Here is a 17,210-nt window from a genome sequence, read left to right as displayed (position 1 = left end):
GGGCGATAACGTTGCCGATCATGCGCTTGGAGATCAGGCACCTGGAGCTCGTGGTCGAGGTCGCCGACGCCGGGAGCCTGCGCCGGGCCGCCGCGCGGCTGCACCTGAGCCAGCCCGCGGTGACGACGCAGCTGAAGCGGATCGAGCGCTTCTTCGGCGGCCCGCTGTTCGTCCGCTCGGCCGACGGCGTGCTGCCCACCCACGCCGGGGCCGAGCTCGTGCGCGACGCGCGGAACCTGCTGCGCCAGTTCGAAGTCCTGCAGCGCACCGCCCGCGTGAACGCCCGCAGCGAGGCGGGCGCGCCGCTCAAGGTGGGCGGGATCCCGGCGCAGCAGTTCAGCCTGCTCGTCAACGCGCTCACGACGCTGGTGCCGCGGCGGGAGGTGACCAGCCGCACGATCCGCGAGACGGGCACGCTCACGGTGTTGCTGCGCTCCGGCGAGCTCGACGTCGCCGTGCTGCGCGAGTTCCCCGGCTTCCCGCTGGCCCTGCCCGAAGGCGTCGAACACCGGCTGCTGCTGCGGGAGCCGTTCTTCGTCGGCGTCTCGGCCCGGCACCCGCTGGCCGCGCGCGGCGAGATCGAGCTCGCCGCCCTGGCCGACGAGAAGTGGGTGATGCCCGACCCCGACGACAGCGGGATGAACGAGTACTTCGCCCGCGTCTGCGCGTCGGCCGGGTTCGCCCAGCGCATCACGCACTTCACGACCGAGGCGCACGTGGCGTTCGCGCTCACCGCGGGCAACCGCGCGCTGTGCCCGCTCTACCCGATCGGCACGGCCCGCGACGGCCTGGCGACCCTCGCGCTCGCAGGCACGCCGCTGCACCGCGACCTGGTCCTCGCGTGGCGCACGGACTCCGCGCTCGCCTCGCTCGTCGACGAGCTGTGCGAAGAGATCCAGGAGGGTTACCTGGCCTTGGTCGAGGGGGCGGCGTTCTACCGGCGCTGGTGGCACGACGGCGGGGCGGCGTTCGCGCTGCCCCCGGACCGTCACCAGCCCGACTTGAGGAACCCGGCGCCGAAGTCGTGATCGTCGTCGTCGGGTTCGGGCTCCGGTTCGGGTTCGGTGAGGTCGAGTGCCGCGAGGGCGGTGATCTCCTCCCGGGTCCGCGCGTCGGCGACGGCGATGGCGGCCTGCTGCTCGGCTTCCGGCAGGGCGTGCCACTCGTCGATGCCCTCGTGCGCGGCGGCCAGGGTGCTTTCGTCCAAGTAGGACCGGTAGAGCACGTCTTCCGCTTTCGCCCGCCCCGCGAGGACGTCGCGGGCGAAGTCGGCGAGGTCGCCTTCGCCGCGGGCGAGCAGCACCAGCTGGTTGTGCCTCGCGAGCCTGCCCTGCTCGGTGCGCCACGGTGAACCGTCCACTTCAGACCCCCGGGTGCTTGTACGGTTCGCCGGGCCAGGACTTCGCGGCGATCTCCCCGTTGCCCGCGACCAGCTCCGAGATCGACGCGATCGTGTGCGCGAGCGCGGTGAGCGCGTCGATGGCCGACCGCAGGGGACTGACCTCGGCCAGGATGCCCGCGATGGCCTGGCGCAGGGACTCGCCGTCGGCCAGCCCGACGATGCCGAGCAGGCCCAGCTCCAGCGCCTTGCCGAGTTTCAGCACCTTGCCCACCAGCGCGTCGAGCAGGCCTTCGAGCGCGATGTCGAGCGCCTGCATCGCGTCGTACGCCGCGCGGGCGAAGTTCTTGATCTTCCAGCCCGCTTCGGTGCAGAACTTGGCGTGGGCCGCGCAGGCGTACGAGTAGTCGGTCAGCCAGGCGCGGGCCGCCTCGCCCGCGTGCCCGGTCCAGGCTTCCTGGATGCCGTAGCGGCCGCGGTCGACGTTCTGCTTGATCCGCTTGAAGGCGGTCCCGATGTCCTCGAACGCCATGCCCTGGGCCAGCAGGGCGTCCCAGTCGCCGGCCACCAGCTTCTCGACGAGCGCGAGCAGGTCCACGCCGACGACCTTGGTCAGCAGCCCGCGCACCGGCCCCGAGATCGCGGCGCCGCCCGCGATCTTGTCGGCGATGCGCTGGAGCTCGATGTTCCAGCCGCCGAACGCGTCTTCGGACGGCTGGAACGACCACGGGTAGGGCTCGTTGGTCCGCGGGTTGAGCGAGGCGTTCTCGATGTCGGTGAACTGCGCGGCGGTGCCCGGGTCGGTGACGTCGTCGGGTTTCACCCGTTCGGAGAGCGCGTCCGGATAGGACCGGTCGGCTTTCTCGGCGGCTGCCTTGTCGGTTTCGCGGTAGAGCTTGGCCGCGGCGACGAGGGTCGTGTCGCACGCGTGGGCGAGCGACTCGGCCCGGCGGCTGTTGGCGAGGCACAGCGCCTGCCACCGGTCGAGCGGCGCGGCGAGGTTGCCCAGCAGGCCTTCACCAGCGGCGTTGGGACCGGAGTTGGCGGTGGCGGCGCAGATCCCGGCCGCGGAACCGGCCCGCTCGAGCAGGGCGGCGAGCTTCCCGATCGCGGCCGGATCGGCCCGGAAATCCGTGCTGATGGCGAACCCCTCGAATGCGTCGGAATGACCGGAGCATACGGCGGAATCCGCGGGAATCCCACACTAAACCGGACGACCTCGTCGCGCGTGGGAGCACGCCACCACCACGTCCGGAAATTGTCGGTGGCGCGTGTGACACTGCTTCCCGTGAACTTCGTGTTCGAGGCCGAGCTGTGGGAGTGGGACGCCCGGCGCACCGAGACCTGGACCTTCGTGACCCTGCCCGCCGACGCCTCCGACGAGATCCGGGAACGCGCCGCCGCGGCCGGGCCCCGGCGCGGCTTCGGCGCGGTGCGCGTCCGGGCCCGGATCGGCGTGACCGGCTGGCGCACGTCGATCTTCCCGGACAGCTCGCGCGGCTACGTGCTGCCCGTCAAGCGGGCGGTCCGGGACGCCGAAGGCTTCGGCATCGGGGACACCCGCACCGTCACCGTGGAGCTGCTCGACGGGTGACCGGCCGCCCGGCCACGGGATCTGCCGAAACCGGATCGGCGCACGGACGGATCTGTCATGATGCGGGCCACCGCCCACCGCAATCGCACAAGGGAGACACGATGTCCGCCCAGATGGACGAGCTGATCGCCCAGTTCGAGAACTTCCGCAGCAAGGTGCGGCAGGCCGAAGCCCGCTTCGCCGGCGTCGGCGACATGCAGGAGCGGATCGCCCAGGTCGCGACCACCGTCACCTCGCCGGACGGCACGGTCACGGTGACCGCGGGTGCCGGGGGAACGATCACCGACCTGCGGCTCACCGCGGGCGCCACGCGCGTCGAGGCCGGCCAGCTGGCCGCGACGATCATGAGCACGATCCGCCGGGCGGTGGCCGGGGCCGTGCAGCAGCAGGCCGGCATCGTCGACGACACCTTCGGCGACGCGTTCGGCGTCGACCTCACCGCCCAGGTCCGCGAAGCCCAGACCGAGGCGTTCGGAACCGCGGCGGCCCCGCCCGCGTCGGAACCGGAGCCGCGGCAGCCGTCGCGGCCCGTCCGCCGGCCCGCCCCCGGGGACGACGACGACTTCGACCAGGGCCCCATCCTCCGCCGATCCTAGGGAAACCCGCGATGCCAGACGGAATTCAGACGAACATCGGCGCGATCTCCGCCTACGCCAAGCAGCTGCCGTTCTACGAGCAGGAGGCGGACAAGTTCGGCGCCAAGATCGACACCGCCGACGTGACGAACGAGGCCTGGGGGCTGATCGGGCTCTTCGCCAAGGAGGGGTACACCGAGCGCCTGGCCGAGCTGCGTTCGCTGCTGACCGACCTCAAGGACGGCGTCGACGGCTTCACCACGAAGCTCACCAAGGCCGCGGAGATGTACCAGGGCATGGAAGACGCCGGGAAGGTCACCTTCGGCAAGTACGAGGCGGAAATCGACGCGGTGGGGAAGGGCGAATGACCGAGCCGAAGAAGAGCATCGCCGACGCGCTCAACGTCGAGGGCTACGACGAGAGCATGGGCGCGAACCTCGACCGCGCCGCGGGTTACGTGCCGGTGGCCGGCACGGCATACAAGGCGGGCAAGAAGATCGGCGAGCACGCCCGGCAGGCCGCCGAGGCGGACGGCCCGGCCGAGCTGGCGTCCGCGGGGGCCGCGCTGGTCGGCGACGGCGCGGCGTTCGTCGGCGCCGCGGCCGGCGACATGGTCACCTTCGCGATGGACCCGATCGGGTGGCTGGTCAGCCACGGGCTCAACATGCTGCTCGAGCTGGTCCAGCCGCTGCAGGACGCCCTGCACCAGGTCACCGGCGACGGCCCGGCCATCGGGCACGCCTCCGAGAACTTCGTGACGATCGCCCAGGGCTTCGTCGCGCTCGCCGACGACTTCGAGCGGACCGGCGACACCGCGCTGGCCGAGTGGGTCGACGAGGCGGGCAACGCCGCGAAGGAAGCGCTCGGCGACTTCTCCGCCGGCATCCGGGGCATCGGCTCGGCCGCCGGTTCGGTGGCCGAGGTGCTGCAGATGTGGTCGATGGTCATGGTGGTCATCGAGGAGCTGATCAAGGGGATCATCACCGAGCTCGTCTCCTGGCTGATCACGCTCTGGCTGCCCGCGCTGGCGGCCTCGGTGATCAGCTTCGGCGGCTCGGTCGCGGCCGCGATGACCGCGTCGATCGCCAAGGCGGCCAGCGTGCTGCAGAAGGTCACCCGCTACCTGGGCAAGTTCGGCAAGCTGCTCGACAAGTTCATGGAGTTCCTGGTCAAGTACTCCGGCAAGCTGGAGACGTTCGCCCGCAAGCTGCGGGTCGGCGTGATGCCGGGCGAGACCAAGTTCGGGTTCGGCGCGGCGGCCGAGGGCTTCCAGCCGAGCAACCGGCTGCTCACCACGATGTTCGGCACCTCGGCCGGCGTCAAGCCCCTGCTGGCCGGCGCGGGCGTCAAGGCCGGGATCGGCGCGGGGAAGGGTGCCTTCAAGGAAGGCAAGGAAGCCGTCACGCCCGAGGGGGACGAACCGTGGTTCGACAAGAGCGAGATCGGCGGGGACCGGAGCGCGGCGGAGACGCGGGAGAACCTGGACATCTGATCGAGCGCGTGCGCGACGAGGCCCTGGTCCGGCCCGGGTTCCGGGAGCGGGTCGAGGAGCTGGTGCGCGCGCGGTGGCACGAGCCGGTCATCGTGCTGCGCCTCGGCGACACGGACCTGGGCTTCGCGGTCCCGGGCCGTCGCCTGGACGGCACGGTCAAGGGCAGGCGGCTGGTCCGCCGGTTCTTCTGGAACATCCTGCGCGGCCTAGGCGGCGCGGTGCTGTACGTGCTCTACCTGGCGAACGGGTCGGGCGGGGGCGGCAAGACGGGCCACCCGTTCCAGCGCGAGATCCGCGTGTCCGGCCCGGCGGACGCGCAGGCCCTGGCCCTGGTGGACCGGCTGCGCGGGGCGAGCGGGCCGTGGCTGGCGTGCTCCCCGTCGGGCGTCGCGGTGGTCGAGACCGGGCCGACGTACGCCGACCCGGCCGACGCACCGCCGCCGCGGATCCTGTGGGAGGCACGCAAGCCGGAGGCTCCGGCGTTGAGCTTCCGCAAGAGCATGCTGACCTGGCCGGACGGCTCGACCTTCCGGTTCCCGCTGCACGGCCGGGCCGAGGAGCGGCACCTGCGCAAGTTCCTCGAGTTCCCCGACGTCGTGCACTGGGACGGCAAGCCCTAGAGCCGGTCCCGGCCCTCGCGGAAGAACGCCGTGATGGCGCCGTCCAGTTCGCGCAGCGGGCGGGCGGCGCCGAACGGCGCGGTCCAGAACTCACCTTCGCGCGGTTCGAACGGGCCGACGTACGCGTACGGCTCGTCGAGGTAGCCGTCGCCGGGGGAGACGCCGTAGTTCACCTCGTCGAGGGCGATCGCGACGTCGAAGTGCTCGGGCCACAGCACCGGCGTGAGATCCGGGGCGAACTCGCGCAGTGCCCGGTCGCCGTCGGCGAAGCCCTGCAGCAGGGCCTTGAGCACGTCGGCGTCGAAGGTGATCGTCTCCTCCGGCCGGACCCCGGGACCGCCGGAGTAGACGCCCGCGGGCTCGCCCGCCTCGATCCCCGCTTCGGCCGCCACCTCGGTGTAGGTGCGGCCGGACAACGGCACCCGGGCCGTGCCCGTAAGGAGTTCGTCACCTTCGACGCGCAGCTCGCGCCCGGCCACCGTCGCGAAACCGCCCTCGACCACGCGAAGGTCGATGCGCCCGGTCTCGCGGTGCTGCGGCCCGGCGAGCAGCAGCTCGGCGACGCCGTGCAGCGCACGCCTGGTCGGGTTCCAGTCCATCCGAACTCCTCGTGTAACGCCCGGACGGGTTCCGGGCACTGAGCCTGCCTCACCGCAGTGTCCCGGAACCCTGGAGGCGTTACATGGCGGACTGGCACCGGGTCGACCCGGCGGACGTACCCGCGGACGGGCGGGTCCGCAGCGTCACCGTGGACGGCCGGAGCGTGGCGTTGTCGCGGTGCGGCGCGCGCCTCGGCGCGTTGGAAAACCACTGCCCGCACCAGGGCGGCCCGCTCGGCGAGGGCTCGATCGAGAAGGGCTGGCTGCGCTGCCCCTGGCACGGCTACGACTACGACCCGGTGACCGGACAGCCGCCCGAGGGCTTCGGCGACGCCGTCACCACCTACCCGGTCGAGGAACGCGAAGACGGCGTGTTCGTCCGGCTGCCGGACCCGGCACCAGCCGTGCGGACCGTGGCCGACGTCCTGGTCGAGACGCTCGTCGCGTGGGGCGTGCGGCACGTGTTCGGCATGGTCGGGCACTCCAACCTCGGGTTCGCCGAGGCCATGCGCCGCGCGGAGACCCGCGGCGAGCTGACCTACCTCGGGATCCGGCACGAAGGCGCGGCCGCGTTCGCCGCGAGCGCGTACGGCAAGCTCACCGGACGGCCCGCGGCCTGCTTCGCGATCGCCGGGCCGGGCTCGACGAACCTGCTCACCGGGCTCTACGACGCCAAGCTCGACCGGGCGCCGGTCCTCGCGATCTCCGGGCAGGTGCCCTCGAAGGTGCTCGGCCGCGGCGCCTTCCAGGACGTCGACCTCTCGGCGGTCTTCCGCGACGTCGCCGTGTCCACCACGACCGTCCACAGTGGCAGCGACCACGCCGAGCTGGCCGCGCTGGCGGTCAAGCACGCCCTCGACCGGCGGGGCGTGGCGCACCTGGTGCTGCCCGACGAGGTCCAGGTCCAGCCGAGCGACGCGGCACCGTCCACACCGGACGGACGGCGCGCGGGCCGGGCCGGGCGGCCGGACGCCGCCGCCGTGACGACCGCGGCCGCGCTCGTGCGCGACGCCCGGCGCCCGGTGTTCGTCGTCGGCCACGGGGCCCGCGGCGCGGCCGCCGAGGTCACGGCGCTGGCCGAGCGGCTGGGCGCCCCGGTGCTCACCACCTTCAAGGCCAAGGGCCTGGTGCCGGACACCCACCCGCTCGGCGCGGGCGTGCTCGGCCGCAGTGGGACGCCGGTGGCCAGCTGGCTGATGAACGAAGCCGACCTGCTCATCGCCGTGGGCGCGTCGTTCAGCAACCACACCGGGATCGCCGCGTACAAGCCGATCCTGCAGCTCGACGACGACCCGGGTGCGATCGGCCGGTTCGACGCGGTCACGACTTCGCTGCTCGGCGACGCGCGGCTCGCCCTCGACGCGCTCGCGGCGGAACTGGGGGAGACGAAGGCCGAGGACCAGCGCCCCGACGTCGCCGCCCGCTGGGCGATCTGGCGAGCCGAGAAGGCCCGGCGCGTCGCGGACGACCGCGGCCGCGGTGTCTCGGCCGCCGCCGTGTTCGACGCGCTGTCGCGGCACCTGCCCGAGGACGCCGTGGTGACCGTCGACGTCGGCAACCACGCCTACTCGCTGGGCCGCTACCTGGAGTCGAAGGGCCAGCCGGTGCTGATGTCGGGCTACCTCGGCTCGATCGGGTTCGGCTACCCGGCCGCGCTCGGCGCGTGGGCGGCGGCCCCGGACCGCCCGGTCGTGGCCGTCACCGGCGACGGCGGGTTCGGCCAGTACGCCACCGAGCTGACCACCGCCGTCAAGTACGACATCCCGGTGAAGCACGTGCTGCTCGACAACAACTCGCTCGGCAAGATCGGCAAGGAGCAGCTCGCCGCCGACTACCCGGTCTGGCAGACGTCCCTGGTCAACCCGGACTGGGCCGCCTACGCGCAGCTGTGCGGTGCCACCGGGATCGCCGTCACCGGCCGCGACGAGCTGGACGAAGCCATGATCGCGCTCTTCACCGCCGAAGGGCCCGCCCTGCTGTGCGTCGAACAGGACGCCGAACTCCTCTGAAGGGACTCTCATGCCGGACTACGACGACCTGCGTGCCCTGTTCGTCAACTGCACGCTGAAGCGCTCGCCCGAGCGCAGCAACACCGAGGGCCTGATCGAGATCAGCCGCCGGATCATGGAGAAGAACGGTGTCGAGGTCGAGGTGCTGCGCGCGATCGACCACGACATCGCCACCGGCGTCTGGCCGGACATGACCGAGCACGGCTGGGCGAGCGACGAGTGGCCCGCGATCCACGAAAAGGTGCTGGCCGCCGACATCCTGGTGCTCGCGGGCCCGATCTGGCTGGGGGACAACAGTTCCGTCACCAAGCTGGTCATCGAACGGCTCTACGCCTGCTCGCACCTGCTCAACGACGCCGGGCAGTACGCCTACTACGGCCGTGTCGGGGGCTGCCTGATCACCGGCAACGAGGACGGCGTCAAGCACTGCGCGATGAACGTGCTCTACAGCCTCCAGCACCTCGGCTACACCATCCCGCCGCAGGCGGACGCGGGCTGGATCGGCGAAGCCGGGCCCGGACCGTCCTATCTGGACCCCGGCTCGGGCGGCCCGGAGAACGACTTCACCAACCGCAACACCACGTTCATGACGTGGAACCTGCTGCACCTGGCCCGGATGCTGAAGGACGCGGGTGGCATCCCGGTGCACGGCAACCAGCGCGCCGAGTGGGACGCGGGCTGCCGCTTCGACTTCGCCAACCCCGAATACCGCTGAGCCATGCCGGACGTCGGGTTCGTCAACCTGTTCGCGGTGGCGGCGATCGCGCTGGCCGCGCCGCTGCTGCTCGGGCTCGCGCCCCGGCTGAGGATCCCCGCCGTCGTGCTCGAGATCGTCGCCGGGATCGCGCTCGGGCCGTCCGGGCTCGGCTGGATCGAACCGGACCTGCCGGTGCAGGTCGTCGCCCTGCTGGGGCTGGCGTTCCTGCTGTTCCTGGCCGGGCTGGAGATCGACGTCCACCGGCTGCGCGGGCGGGCGTTGCGGGTGGCGTTGCTGGGATACGTCCTGACGCTGGTGCTCGGGCTCGCCGCCGGCGCGGGGTTCGCGGCGGCCGGGTGGCTGCACAGCCCGCTGCTGGTGGCCGTGGCGCTCTCGGCGACGTCGCTCGGCTTGGTCGTGCCGGTCCTCAAGGACGCCGGCCAGGCCGAAGGCGGGCTCGGGCAGGCGGTCATCGCCGCCGCCTCGGTCGCCGACTTCGCCGCCGTGCTGCTGGTTTCGCTGCTGTTCTCGGCTTCCGGCGGCAGCACCGGCGCCCGGCTGGTGCTGCTGGCCGCGTTCGCCGGGCTGGTCGTCGTGACCGCGCTCGTCGTCGCGGCCGCCGGCCGGTCGCGGCGGCTCGGTACCACGCTCACCCGGCTGCAGGACACCACGGCCGAGATCCGCGTCCGCGCGGCCGTGGTGCTGCTGGTCGCGTTCGTCGCCCTGGCCGAGGCGTTCGGGCTGGAGAGCATCCTCGGCGCGTTCCTCGCGGGCGCCGTCGTCGGCCTGCTCGACCGCGACTCCGCGTCCCACCCGCGGTTCCGCGTCAAGCTCGACGCCATCGGCTACGGCTTCCTGGTGCCGGTCTTCTTCGTCACCAGCGGGCTGCGGCTCGACCTGTCCGGGCTGCTCGCCGACGCGGGCGCGCTCGCCCGCGTCCCGCTGTTCCTGGCGGCCCTGCTGCTCGCGCGCGGCATCCCGGCCCTGCTGTTCACCCGGGAGTTCGGGGCCCGGCGGGCGGTCGCGGCCGGCCTGCTGCAGGCGACGTCGTTGCCGTTCCTCGTCACCGCCACGCAGATCGGTGTCTTCACCGGACTGATGACGCCGGTGACCGCGGCGGCGCTCGTGTGCGCCGGGTTGCTGTCGGTGCTGCTGTTCCCGGCCGGGGCGCTGGTCCTCCTGCGGTCGCGCGACCGGGCGGCCGTAAGGTGACCGTCACCCTTTTCCGGCCCGCCCGCGGATACGCTCGCGAGGTGAGAAAGCTGCCGCCCGACGACGAGCTGCTCGCGGCGCTGCGGGCCGGCGACGGCGCTGCGTTCGCCGAGGTGCTCGACGCGTGGTCGTCGTCGATGCTGCGGCTCGCCCGCACCTTCGTCTCGACGCACGCCACGGCCGAGGAAGTCGTGCAGGACACTTGGCTCGCGGTCGTGCAGGGGGTCGGCGGCTTCGAAGGGCGGTCGTCGGTCAAGACGTGGGTGTACCGGATCCTGGTCAACACGGCCAAGAAACGCGGTGCGCGCGAGAAGCGCAGCGTGCCGTGGACGAGCCTGCTGCCCGGCGACGAAGACCACGGCCCGACCGTGGACCCCAGCCGGTTCCAGGGCCCCGGCGGTGCCTACCCCGGGCACTGGCGGGAGGCTCCCGAAGCGTGGCCGTCGCCGGAGAACACCGCACTGGCACTGGAAATCCGTGAGGTGCTCACCGGATTCCTGGACGAGCTGCCCGCGCGGCAGCGCGCCGTGCTGAGCCTGCGGGACATCGCCGACCACACGGCCGAGGAGGTCTGCGAAATCCTGCGGATCTCCGCGGCCAACCAGCGGGTGCTGCTGCACCGCGCCCGCGCGGCCGTCCGCGAACGCCTGGCGGGCTACCTGGAGGCCGCCGGATGAACTGCGACGAGTTCGTCGAGCTGGTCACGGCTTTCCTGGACGGCGCGCTCGACCCGGAGACCGAAGCCCGGTTCGCCGAGCACCTCGCCCGCTGCCCCGGCTGCGAACGCTACCTCGGCCAGTTCCGGACGACGATCACGCGGCTGGGCGAGCTGCCGCCCGAGTCGCTTTCGCCGTCGGTGCGCGAAAACCTGCTGACCGCCTTCCGGGACTGGCACCGCGGCTGAACCGCCTCACCCCCAGTCGTGGAACCCGCGGCCGGTCTTGCGGCCCAGCTCGCCCGCGGCGACCTTGTCCCGCAGCAGCTTCGGCGGGGCGAACCGCTCGCCGAGCGTGCGGTGCAGGTACTCGGCGATGGCCAGCCGCACGTCGAGGCCGACGAGGTCGGTGGAGCGCAGCGGTCCCATCGGGTGCCGGTAGCCCAGCTCCATCGCCTGGTCGATCGCTTCGGCGTCGGCGACGCCCTCTTCGAGCATCCGGATCGCTTCCAGCCCCAGCAGCACGCCGAGGCGGCTGGTGGCGAACCCGGGGGAGTCGCGCACCACGACGTCGGTCTTGCCGAGGCCGCGCACCCAGTCCCGGACCCGGTGCACGACCTGGTCGGCCGTCGCGGGCGCGTGCACCACCTCGACCAGCTTCGACGCCGGGACCGGGTTGAAGAAGTGCATGCCCGCGAACCGCGCCGGAACCCGCAGCGCGGCCCCCAGCTCGGCGATCGACAGCGAACTCGTGTTGCTCGCCAGCACCGTGTGGTCGCCGACCACGGCCTCGGCCCGGGTGAGCACGTCGATCTTGAGGTCGGCGCGCTCGGGGACGGCTTCGACGACGAGGTCCGCGTCGGCCGGGAGCCGCTCGACCGCCTCGACCACGGCGATCCGGTCGAGCACCTCGGCCGGGTCGCCGGTCAGCGCACCGCGTTCGGCGGCCTTGGCGAGCCCGTCGGCCAGCCGGGCGCGGGCGGCGTCGGCCGCCGCCGCGCTGCCCTCCACCACGGACACCCGCGCGCCCCGCGCGGCGAACACCTGCGCGATGCCCGCGCCCATCCGGCCGCCGCCGATCACCCCGACGACGCCGGGCCCCGCGCTCACACGCGCTCCACGAGCAGGGCGACGCCCTGGCCGACGCCGACGCACAGGGTCGCGAGCCCGCGACGCGCGTCTTCCCGTTCGAGGCGGCCCAGCAGCGTCACGACCAGCCGGGCGCCCGAGCAGCCCAGCGGGTGGCCGAGAGCGATCGCGCCGCCGTCGGCGTTGACCTTCGCCTCATCGAGCTTCAGCCGCCGGATGACGGCGAGGCTCTGGGCGGCGAAGGCCTCGTTCAGCTCGACCGCGTCGAGGTCGGCGGCCGAAAAGCCGGTGCGGGCGAGGAGCTTCTCGGTCGCCGGGACCGGGCCGAGCCCCATCAGGTGCGGGGCGACGCCCGCGCTCGCGCTCGCGACGACCCGCGCCCGCGGCGTGAGGCCGTGGCGGCGGACGGCGTCCTCGCTGGCGAGCACCAGCGCGGCGGCGCCGTCGGACAGCGGCGACGACGACCCGGCGGTGACGATGCCGTCCTCGCGGAAGACGGGGCGCAGCTTGGCGAGCTTCTCCAGCGTGGTGCCGCGGCGCGGGCCTTCGTCGACGGCGAACTCGCCGTCCTTGACCGGGACCGGCACGATCTCGCGCTCGAACCGGCCCGCGTCGATCGCGGCGAGGGCGCGCTGGTGGCTGCGCAACGCGAACTCGTCGCACTCCTGCCGGGTCAGGCCGTCCAGCCGGGCGACCTCCTCGGCGGTCTCACCCATCGGCAGGGTCACCTTGCGCACGTCCGGGCCCGCGCCGGGCTCGACGGCGGCGTCGTGCGCGGCGAACTCCGGGTTCGTGAACCGCCAGCCCAGTGAGGTGTCGGCCACCTCACCCGGGCGCGCCCACGGCGTGCCCGGCTTCGCCATCACCCACGGCGCGCGGGTCATCGACTCGACCCCGCCGGCGACGACGACGTCGGCCTCGCCGGACCGGATCGCGTTGGCGGCCGAAGCGACCGCGGTCAACCCGCTGGCGCACAAGCGGTTCACGGTGTAGCCGGGAACCTCGTCGGGCAGCCCGGCCAGCAGGGCGGCCATCCGCGCGACGTTGCGGTTGTCCTCGCCGGCCTGGTTCGCCGCGCCGAGCACGACCTCGTCGACGACGTCGCCCGCGACCCCCGCGCGGGCCACCGCGGCCCGCACCACCAGCCCGGCGAGGTCGTCGGGCCGGACGCCGGCCAGCGCACCGCCGTACCGGCCCTGCGCCGTGCGCACTCCGTCGACCACGAACACCTCGGGCATGGCTCTCCTCTTGACATCCGAACGGGTCCCGCTTTTACTTGGCCCACATTATTTACCGTCCATTCGGTCAGTAAGCAAGGCCGCGGAACGAACTTCACACCCGCCGAGGAAGCCGGAGAGAGATGACGACCACGCACCCCGCCAGGCGCTTCGGTGCCACGCCCGCCGCCGACGAGCTGTCGCCCGACGAGCGCGTGAGCCTCGACGAGCTGCGTGCCCGCCAGCTGGACCGGCTGCGATGGACCCTGCGGCACGCCTACGAGAACGTGCCGTTCTACCGGGCGAAGTTCGACGAAGCCGGCGTCCACCCCGACGACTGCAAGGACCTCGCCGACCTGGCGAAGTTCCCGACGACCACCAAGCACGACCTGCGGGACACCTACCCGTTCGGCATGTTGGCCGTGCCACAGCGGGACGTCCGGCGCCTGCACGCCTCGTCCGGCACCACCGGGAAGCCGACCGTCGTCGGCTACACCGAGCAGGACATCGAGACCTGGTCGACCGTGCTGGCCCGCTCGATCTTCGCCGCCGGTGGCCGTCCCGGGCACAAGCTGCACAACGCCTACGGCTACGGCCTGTTCACCGGCGGCCTCGGCGCGCACTACGGCGCCGAAAAGCTCGGCTGCACCGTGATTCCCGCGTCCGGCGGCATGACCGCCCGCCAGGTGCAGCTCATCACGGACTTCGAACCCGAGATCATCATGGTCACGCCGTCGTACATGCTGACGCTGCTCGACGAGTTCGAACGGCAGGGCGTCGACCCGCGGTCCAGTTCGCTCAAGGTCGGGATCTTCGGTGCCGAGCCGTGGACCGAGCGGATGCGCACGGAGATCGAAGAACGCCTCGACATCGACGCCGTCGACATCTACGGCCTCTCGGAGGTGATGGGCCCGGGCGTCGCGCAGGAGTGCGTGGAAACCAAGGACGGCCTGCACATCTGGGAAGACCACTTCTACCCGGAGGTCGTCGACCCGGTGGACGGCGACGTCCTGCCCGACGGCGAAACCGGCGAGCTGCTGTTCACCTCGCTCACCAAGCAGGCGCTGCCGATCATCCGCTACCGCACCCGCGACCTGACCGCGCTGCGCCCGGGCACCGCGCGGCCGTCGTTCCGGCGGATGGACAAGGTCACCGGCCGCAGCGACGACATGATCATCCTGCGCGGGGTCAACGTCTTCCCCACGCAGATCGAGGAAATCGTGCTCGGCACCGACGGGCTGGCCCCGCACTTCCAGCTGCGGCTGACCAAGCGCGACCGCATGGACCACCTCACGGTCCTGGTCGAATCCCTGGCCGGGACCGACGCCGACCGGCGGCGAGCCGCCGCGCGGGAGATCGCGGGCCGGGTCAAGGACGGCGTGGGTGTCTCGGTCGGCGTGGACGTCCTCGACCCCGAGACGCTGGAGCGTTCGGTCGGCAAGCTGCGCCGGGTGATCGACGAGCGGTAGCCGCTTGCGAGAATGCCGGTATGGCCGACACAGCGACGAACCGGACCGCCAAGCGCGGCAGGCCGGGGTACGACCTGGAATCCCTGCTGCGCGTGGCGGTTTCGGCGTTCACCGAGCGGGGCTTCGACGGCACCAGCATGGAGGACCTCTCCCGCAAGCTCGGCATCTCGAAGTCGGCGATCTACCACCACGTGCGGAGCAAGGACGAGCTGCTGCGGCTGGCCGTCGACCGCGCCCTCGACGGGCTGTTCGCCGAAGTGGCCACTGTGGACGCTCTCGACGGCCCGGCCATCGACAAGCTGGAGCACCTCGTGCGGGCCAGCGTCGGCGTGCTGATCGAGCAGCTGCCGTTCGTCACGCTGCTGCTGCGCATCCGCGGCAACACGAAGGTGGAGCGCGCCGCGCTGGCGCGCCGCAAGGAGTTCGACCGGATCGTCGCGGACCTGGTCGCCAAGGCGGCCGCCGACGGCGACCTGCGACCGGACATCGACCCGAGCATTTCGGCGCGCCTGCTGTTCGGCATGGTCAACTCGATCGCCGAGTGGTACCGGCCGCGCGGCGGCGTCCCGGCCGGAGCCTTGGCGGACGCCGTCGCGACGGTCGCGTTCGACGGGCTGCGGTTGCCCCGTCAGGCGAGCGGGTAGTGGATCATCTCCACGCCGCCGCTGGCGTAGTTCGGTACGTCCGCGGCGACCGCTTTGCCCGCTTCCGAGTCGAGCGCGGCCTGCATCGCGTCGGCGGACTCGAAGTCGGCGTGGAAGACGGCGAAGTACTTGCTGTCGCCGCCGAGCGCGGCCACGTCGAGGGAGTACTCCGACCGCAGGATGCCGGGCAGCTTCGCGGCGAGCGGCAGGTGGGTTTCCACGTAGTACTCGCGGAAGTGGTCGGGGTCGGCGGGCGGGGGGTACAGCACGGTGAGGCGGTGCATCGGACGTCCTCTCGTTGCCGGGGCGGCGGAGGTCCGGCCCGCCGGGGCGGCGAGCCGGACCGCGGCACCGACGATAGCGGTCCGATCAGCCGGTGATCAGGTCCGCGGCCTTCTCGCCGACCATGATGGACGGCGCGTTCGTGTTGCCCGACGGCACGACCGGCATGATCGAAGCGTCCGCGACGCGCAGCCCGTCGATCCCGCGAACCCGCAGGTCAGGGTCCACGACGGCGAGGTCGTCCACGCCCATCCGGCAGGTCCCGACCTGGTGGTGGTAGGTCCCGACCGACCGGCGGGCGAACTCACGGATGTCGTCGCGCGTGGTCGCCGACGGCCCGGGGGCCACCTCGCGCTCGCGCCACTCGTCGAAGGCCCGCTGAGCGCCGACCTCGCGGCTCATCTCGATGGCGTCGCACAGCGCCTCGAGGTCGTACGGGTCGGCGAGGATCCGCGGGTCGACCAGGGCCGGTGCGGTCGGGTCGGCCGAGGCCAGCCGCAGGGTGCCCCGCGACTTCGGCGCGACGATCCCGGCGGCGATCGTGTAGCCGTGCTCGGGCACCTCGTAGCCCTCGGCCGGGTAGACCAGGTGCAGGAACAGTGGCTGCAGGTCCGGGGCCGCGTCGGTCCAGCCGGTGCTGTCGGCGTAGAACTGCGCCTCCAGCAGGTTGTTGCCCCCAGCGGGCAACGGCTTCGAGGCTTCGTAGACGACGCTGATCAGCGGGTGGTCGTGCAGGTTCTCGCCGACCCCGGCGACGTCCGCGACGACGTCGACGCCGACCTCGCGCAGGTGCGCCGCCGGGCCGATGCCGCTGCGCAGCAGGATCGCGGGGGAGCCGATGGTGCCCGCGGAGAGCACCACCTCGCCCTCGGCGCGGGCCACGTGCCGCTCGCCGTCCACGAGGTACTCGACGCCGACCGCGCGGCCGTTCTCGACGACGACCCGGTCGATCAACGCCGACGTCGTGACGGTCAACCCGGGGTGGTCGAGCACCGGCGCGACGAAGCTCTGCCACGCGCTCATCCGGCGGCCGTCGCGCACGGTCATTTCGGTGAAGCCGACCCCGCGCATGTCCTCGCCGTTGAAGTCCTCGGTGCGCTTGTGCCCGGCCGCCACGGCGGCGTCGACGAAGGCCTGCGCGGTCGGGTGCGGCGTCTCGATCCGGCTGACCGGCAGCGGCCCGCCGGTGGCGTGGTGCTCGTCCGCCCCGGCCAGGTGGTCTTCGGAGCGCAGGAACAGCGGGCGGACGTCGTCCCAGCCCCAGCCGGTGCAGCCCTGGGCGGCCCAGCCGTCGTAGTCGGTCCGGTGGCCGCGCATGTAGATCATGCCGTTGAGGGAGCTGCTGCCGCCGAGGACCTTGCCGCGCGGCCAGAACAGCGACCGCCCGTTCGCGTGCTCCTGGGGGACGGTCATCACGGTCCAGTCCCGCGGCCCGGCCAGCAGCGTCGGCCAGCCCTGCGGGCTGTGGATGGCCTCGTCCGTGTCGGCCGGCCCGGCTTCCAGGACGTGGACCGTCCGGCCCGCGTCGAGGAGGCGGCGGGCGAGCGCGCTGCCCGCCGAACCGGCCCCGACGATGACGTAGTCGCTGCTGGTGTGTGAACCCATGGGCACCTCTTCGCTCGACGGTGGATCGCGGGTCCCAGTCTGTGTCGGCGGTCCCCGGGGGAGTTGACTCGGCGCGAACCGGAGTTGCGCACCGGCGAACACCCCGGTTGAC

20 protein-coding genes are annotated in these 17,210 nt (G+C 72.6%); 13 read left to right on the top strand and 7 right to left on the bottom strand.

The genetic code is table 11. The features are described 5' to 3' along the window. Positions 1-20 precede the first annotated feature (20 nt). Positions 21-1,028: a LysR family transcriptional regulator gene (locus QP939_RS42725; RefSeq protein WP_285452425.1), complete on the top strand. Its 1,008-nt coding sequence runs from the start codon at positions 21-23 to the stop codon at positions 1,026-1,028. Here QP939_RS42725 and QP939_RS42720 read toward each other — a convergent pair. Both QP939_RS42720 and QP939_RS42715 read right to left on the bottom strand, forming a co-directional pair. Continuing rightward, positions 989-1,360, bottom strand: a complete 372-nt coding sequence (locus QP939_RS42720; protein WP_285452423.1) for a hypothetical protein — start codon at positions 1,358-1,360, stop codon at positions 989-991. The two genes, QP939_RS42725 and QP939_RS42720, sit on opposite strands and share 40 nt — an antisense overlap. A 1-nt stretch (position 1,361) precedes the next feature. After that, positions 1,362-2,162, bottom strand: coding sequence for a hypothetical protein (locus QP939_RS42715; protein WP_285452421.1), 801 nt, complete (start codon positions 2,160-2,162; stop codon positions 1,362-1,364). A 465-nt stretch (positions 2,163-2,627) separates the two neighbouring features. On the opposite strand from QP939_RS42715, the gene QP939_RS42710 reads away from it, so the two are divergent. The 5 genes from QP939_RS42710 (at position 2,628) to QP939_RS42690 (ending at position 5,620) form a co-directional block, all read left to right on the top strand. Next, positions 2,628-2,933, top strand: coding sequence for a DUF1905 domain-containing protein (locus tag QP939_RS42710; protein WP_285452419.1), 306 nt, complete (start codon positions 2,628-2,630; stop codon positions 2,931-2,933). 101 nt (positions 2,934-3,034) lie between these two features. Then, complete coding sequence (locus QP939_RS42705; RefSeq protein WP_285452417.1) at positions 3,035-3,529, top strand: YbaB/EbfC family nucleoid-associated protein; 495 nt, start codon at positions 3,035-3,037, stop codon at positions 3,527-3,529. Positions 3,530-3,540: 11 nt separating this feature from the next. After that, positions 3,541-3,876: a hypothetical protein gene (locus QP939_RS42700; RefSeq protein ID WP_285452415.1), complete on the top strand. Its 336-nt coding sequence runs from the start codon at positions 3,541-3,543 to the stop codon at positions 3,874-3,876. Next, positions 3,873-5,000, top strand: coding sequence for a hypothetical protein (locus QP939_RS42695; RefSeq protein WP_285452413.1), 1,128 nt, complete (start codon positions 3,873-3,875; stop codon positions 4,998-5,000). The genes QP939_RS42700 and QP939_RS42695 overlap by 4 nt, the downstream gene beginning before the upstream one ends. Positions 5,001-5,008: 8 nt before the next feature. Beyond that, positions 5,009-5,620, top strand: a complete 612-nt coding sequence (locus tag QP939_RS42690) for a hypothetical protein (protein WP_285452411.1) — start codon at positions 5,009-5,011, stop codon at positions 5,618-5,620. On the opposite strand, the gene QP939_RS42685 is transcribed toward QP939_RS42690, so the two are convergent. After that, positions 5,617-6,219 (bottom strand): hypothetical protein, encoded by a 603-nt coding sequence (locus QP939_RS42685; protein ID WP_285452409.1) that lies wholly within the window; start codon positions 6,217-6,219, stop codon positions 5,617-5,619. The two genes, QP939_RS42690 and QP939_RS42685, sit on opposite strands and share 4 nt — an antisense overlap. A gap of 83 nt (positions 6,220-6,302) precedes the next feature. On the opposite strand from QP939_RS42685, the gene QP939_RS42680 reads away from it, so the two are divergent. The 5 genes from QP939_RS42680 to QP939_RS42660 are packed head-to-tail and all read left to right on the top strand — an operon-like array spanning position 6,303 to position 11,041. Next, positions 6,303-8,228 carry a thiamine pyrophosphate-binding protein gene (locus QP939_RS42680; protein WP_285452407.1) on the top strand — a complete coding sequence of 642 codons (1,926 nt, stop codon included), beginning with the start codon at positions 6,303-6,305 and terminating at the stop codon, positions 8,226-8,228. A 10-nt stretch (positions 8,229-8,238) separates the two neighbouring features. After that, a complete protein-coding gene (locus tag QP939_RS42675; RefSeq protein WP_285452406.1) occupies positions 8,239-8,943 on the top strand; it encodes a flavodoxin family protein in 705 nt (234 codons plus the stop codon). A 3-nt stretch (positions 8,944-8,946) separates the two neighbouring features. After that, positions 8,947-10,137 carry a cation:proton antiporter gene (locus QP939_RS42670; RefSeq protein ID WP_285452405.1) on the top strand — a complete coding sequence of 397 codons (1,191 nt, stop codon included), beginning with the start codon at positions 8,947-8,949 and terminating at the stop codon, positions 10,135-10,137. A gap of 41 nt (positions 10,138-10,178) precedes the next feature. After that, a complete protein-coding gene (locus QP939_RS42665) occupies positions 10,179-10,814 on the top strand; it encodes an RNA polymerase sigma factor (RefSeq protein WP_285452404.1) in 636 nt (211 codons plus the stop codon). After that, positions 10,811-11,041 carry an anti-sigma factor family protein gene (locus QP939_RS42660; RefSeq protein ID WP_285452403.1) on the top strand — a complete coding sequence of 77 codons (231 nt, stop codon included), beginning with the start codon at positions 10,811-10,813 and terminating at the stop codon, positions 11,039-11,041. Before QP939_RS42665 ends, QP939_RS42660 begins: the two co-directional genes overlap by 4 nt. 6 nt (positions 11,042-11,047) lie before the next feature. On the opposite strand, the gene QP939_RS42655 is transcribed toward QP939_RS42660, so the two are convergent. Together QP939_RS42655 and QP939_RS42650 are read right to left on the bottom strand one after the other, a co-directional pair. Then, complete coding sequence (locus tag QP939_RS42655) at positions 11,048-11,902, bottom strand: 3-hydroxyacyl-CoA dehydrogenase family protein (protein WP_285452401.1); 855 nt, start codon at positions 11,900-11,902, stop codon at positions 11,048-11,050. After that, entirely contained in the window at positions 11,899-13,119 is a 1,221-nt protein-coding gene (locus tag QP939_RS42650; RefSeq protein ID WP_285452399.1) for a thiolase family protein, read from the bottom strand. The genes QP939_RS42655 and QP939_RS42650 overlap by 4 nt, the downstream gene beginning before the upstream one ends. A gap of 122 nt (positions 13,120-13,241) precedes the next feature. Between QP939_RS42650 and paaK the strand changes: the two genes are divergently transcribed. Further along, a complete protein-coding gene (paaK, locus tag QP939_RS42645; RefSeq protein WP_285452397.1) occupies positions 13,242-14,567 on the top strand; it encodes a phenylacetate--CoA ligase PaaK in 1,326 nt (441 codons plus the stop codon). Positions 14,568-14,587: 20 nt separating this feature from the next. Continuing rightward, a complete protein-coding gene (locus QP939_RS42640) occupies positions 14,588-15,211 on the top strand; it encodes a TetR/AcrR family transcriptional regulator (RefSeq protein WP_285452396.1) in 624 nt (207 codons plus the stop codon). Here the strand turns inward: QP939_RS42640 and QP939_RS42635 are convergent. Both QP939_RS42635 and QP939_RS42630 read right to left on the bottom strand, forming a co-directional pair. After that, complete coding sequence (locus tag QP939_RS42635; RefSeq protein ID WP_285452395.1) at positions 15,196-15,495, bottom strand: EthD family reductase; 300 nt, start codon at positions 15,493-15,495, stop codon at positions 15,196-15,198. The two genes, QP939_RS42640 and QP939_RS42635, sit on opposite strands and share 16 nt — an antisense overlap. Positions 15,496-15,580: 85 nt before the next feature. Next, positions 15,581-17,098: a GMC family oxidoreductase gene (locus QP939_RS42630; protein ID WP_285452393.1), complete on the bottom strand. Its 1,518-nt coding sequence runs from the start codon at positions 17,096-17,098 to the stop codon at positions 15,581-15,583. Positions 17,099-17,210 lie beyond the last annotated feature (112 nt).

This window comes from Amycolatopsis nalaikhensis (genome assembly GCF_030264295.1).
GTDB lineage: Bacteria > Actinomycetota > Actinomycetes > Mycobacteriales > Pseudonocardiaceae > Amycolatopsis > Amycolatopsis nalaikhensis.
This window is presented reverse-complemented; position numbering and strand designations above follow the sequence as displayed.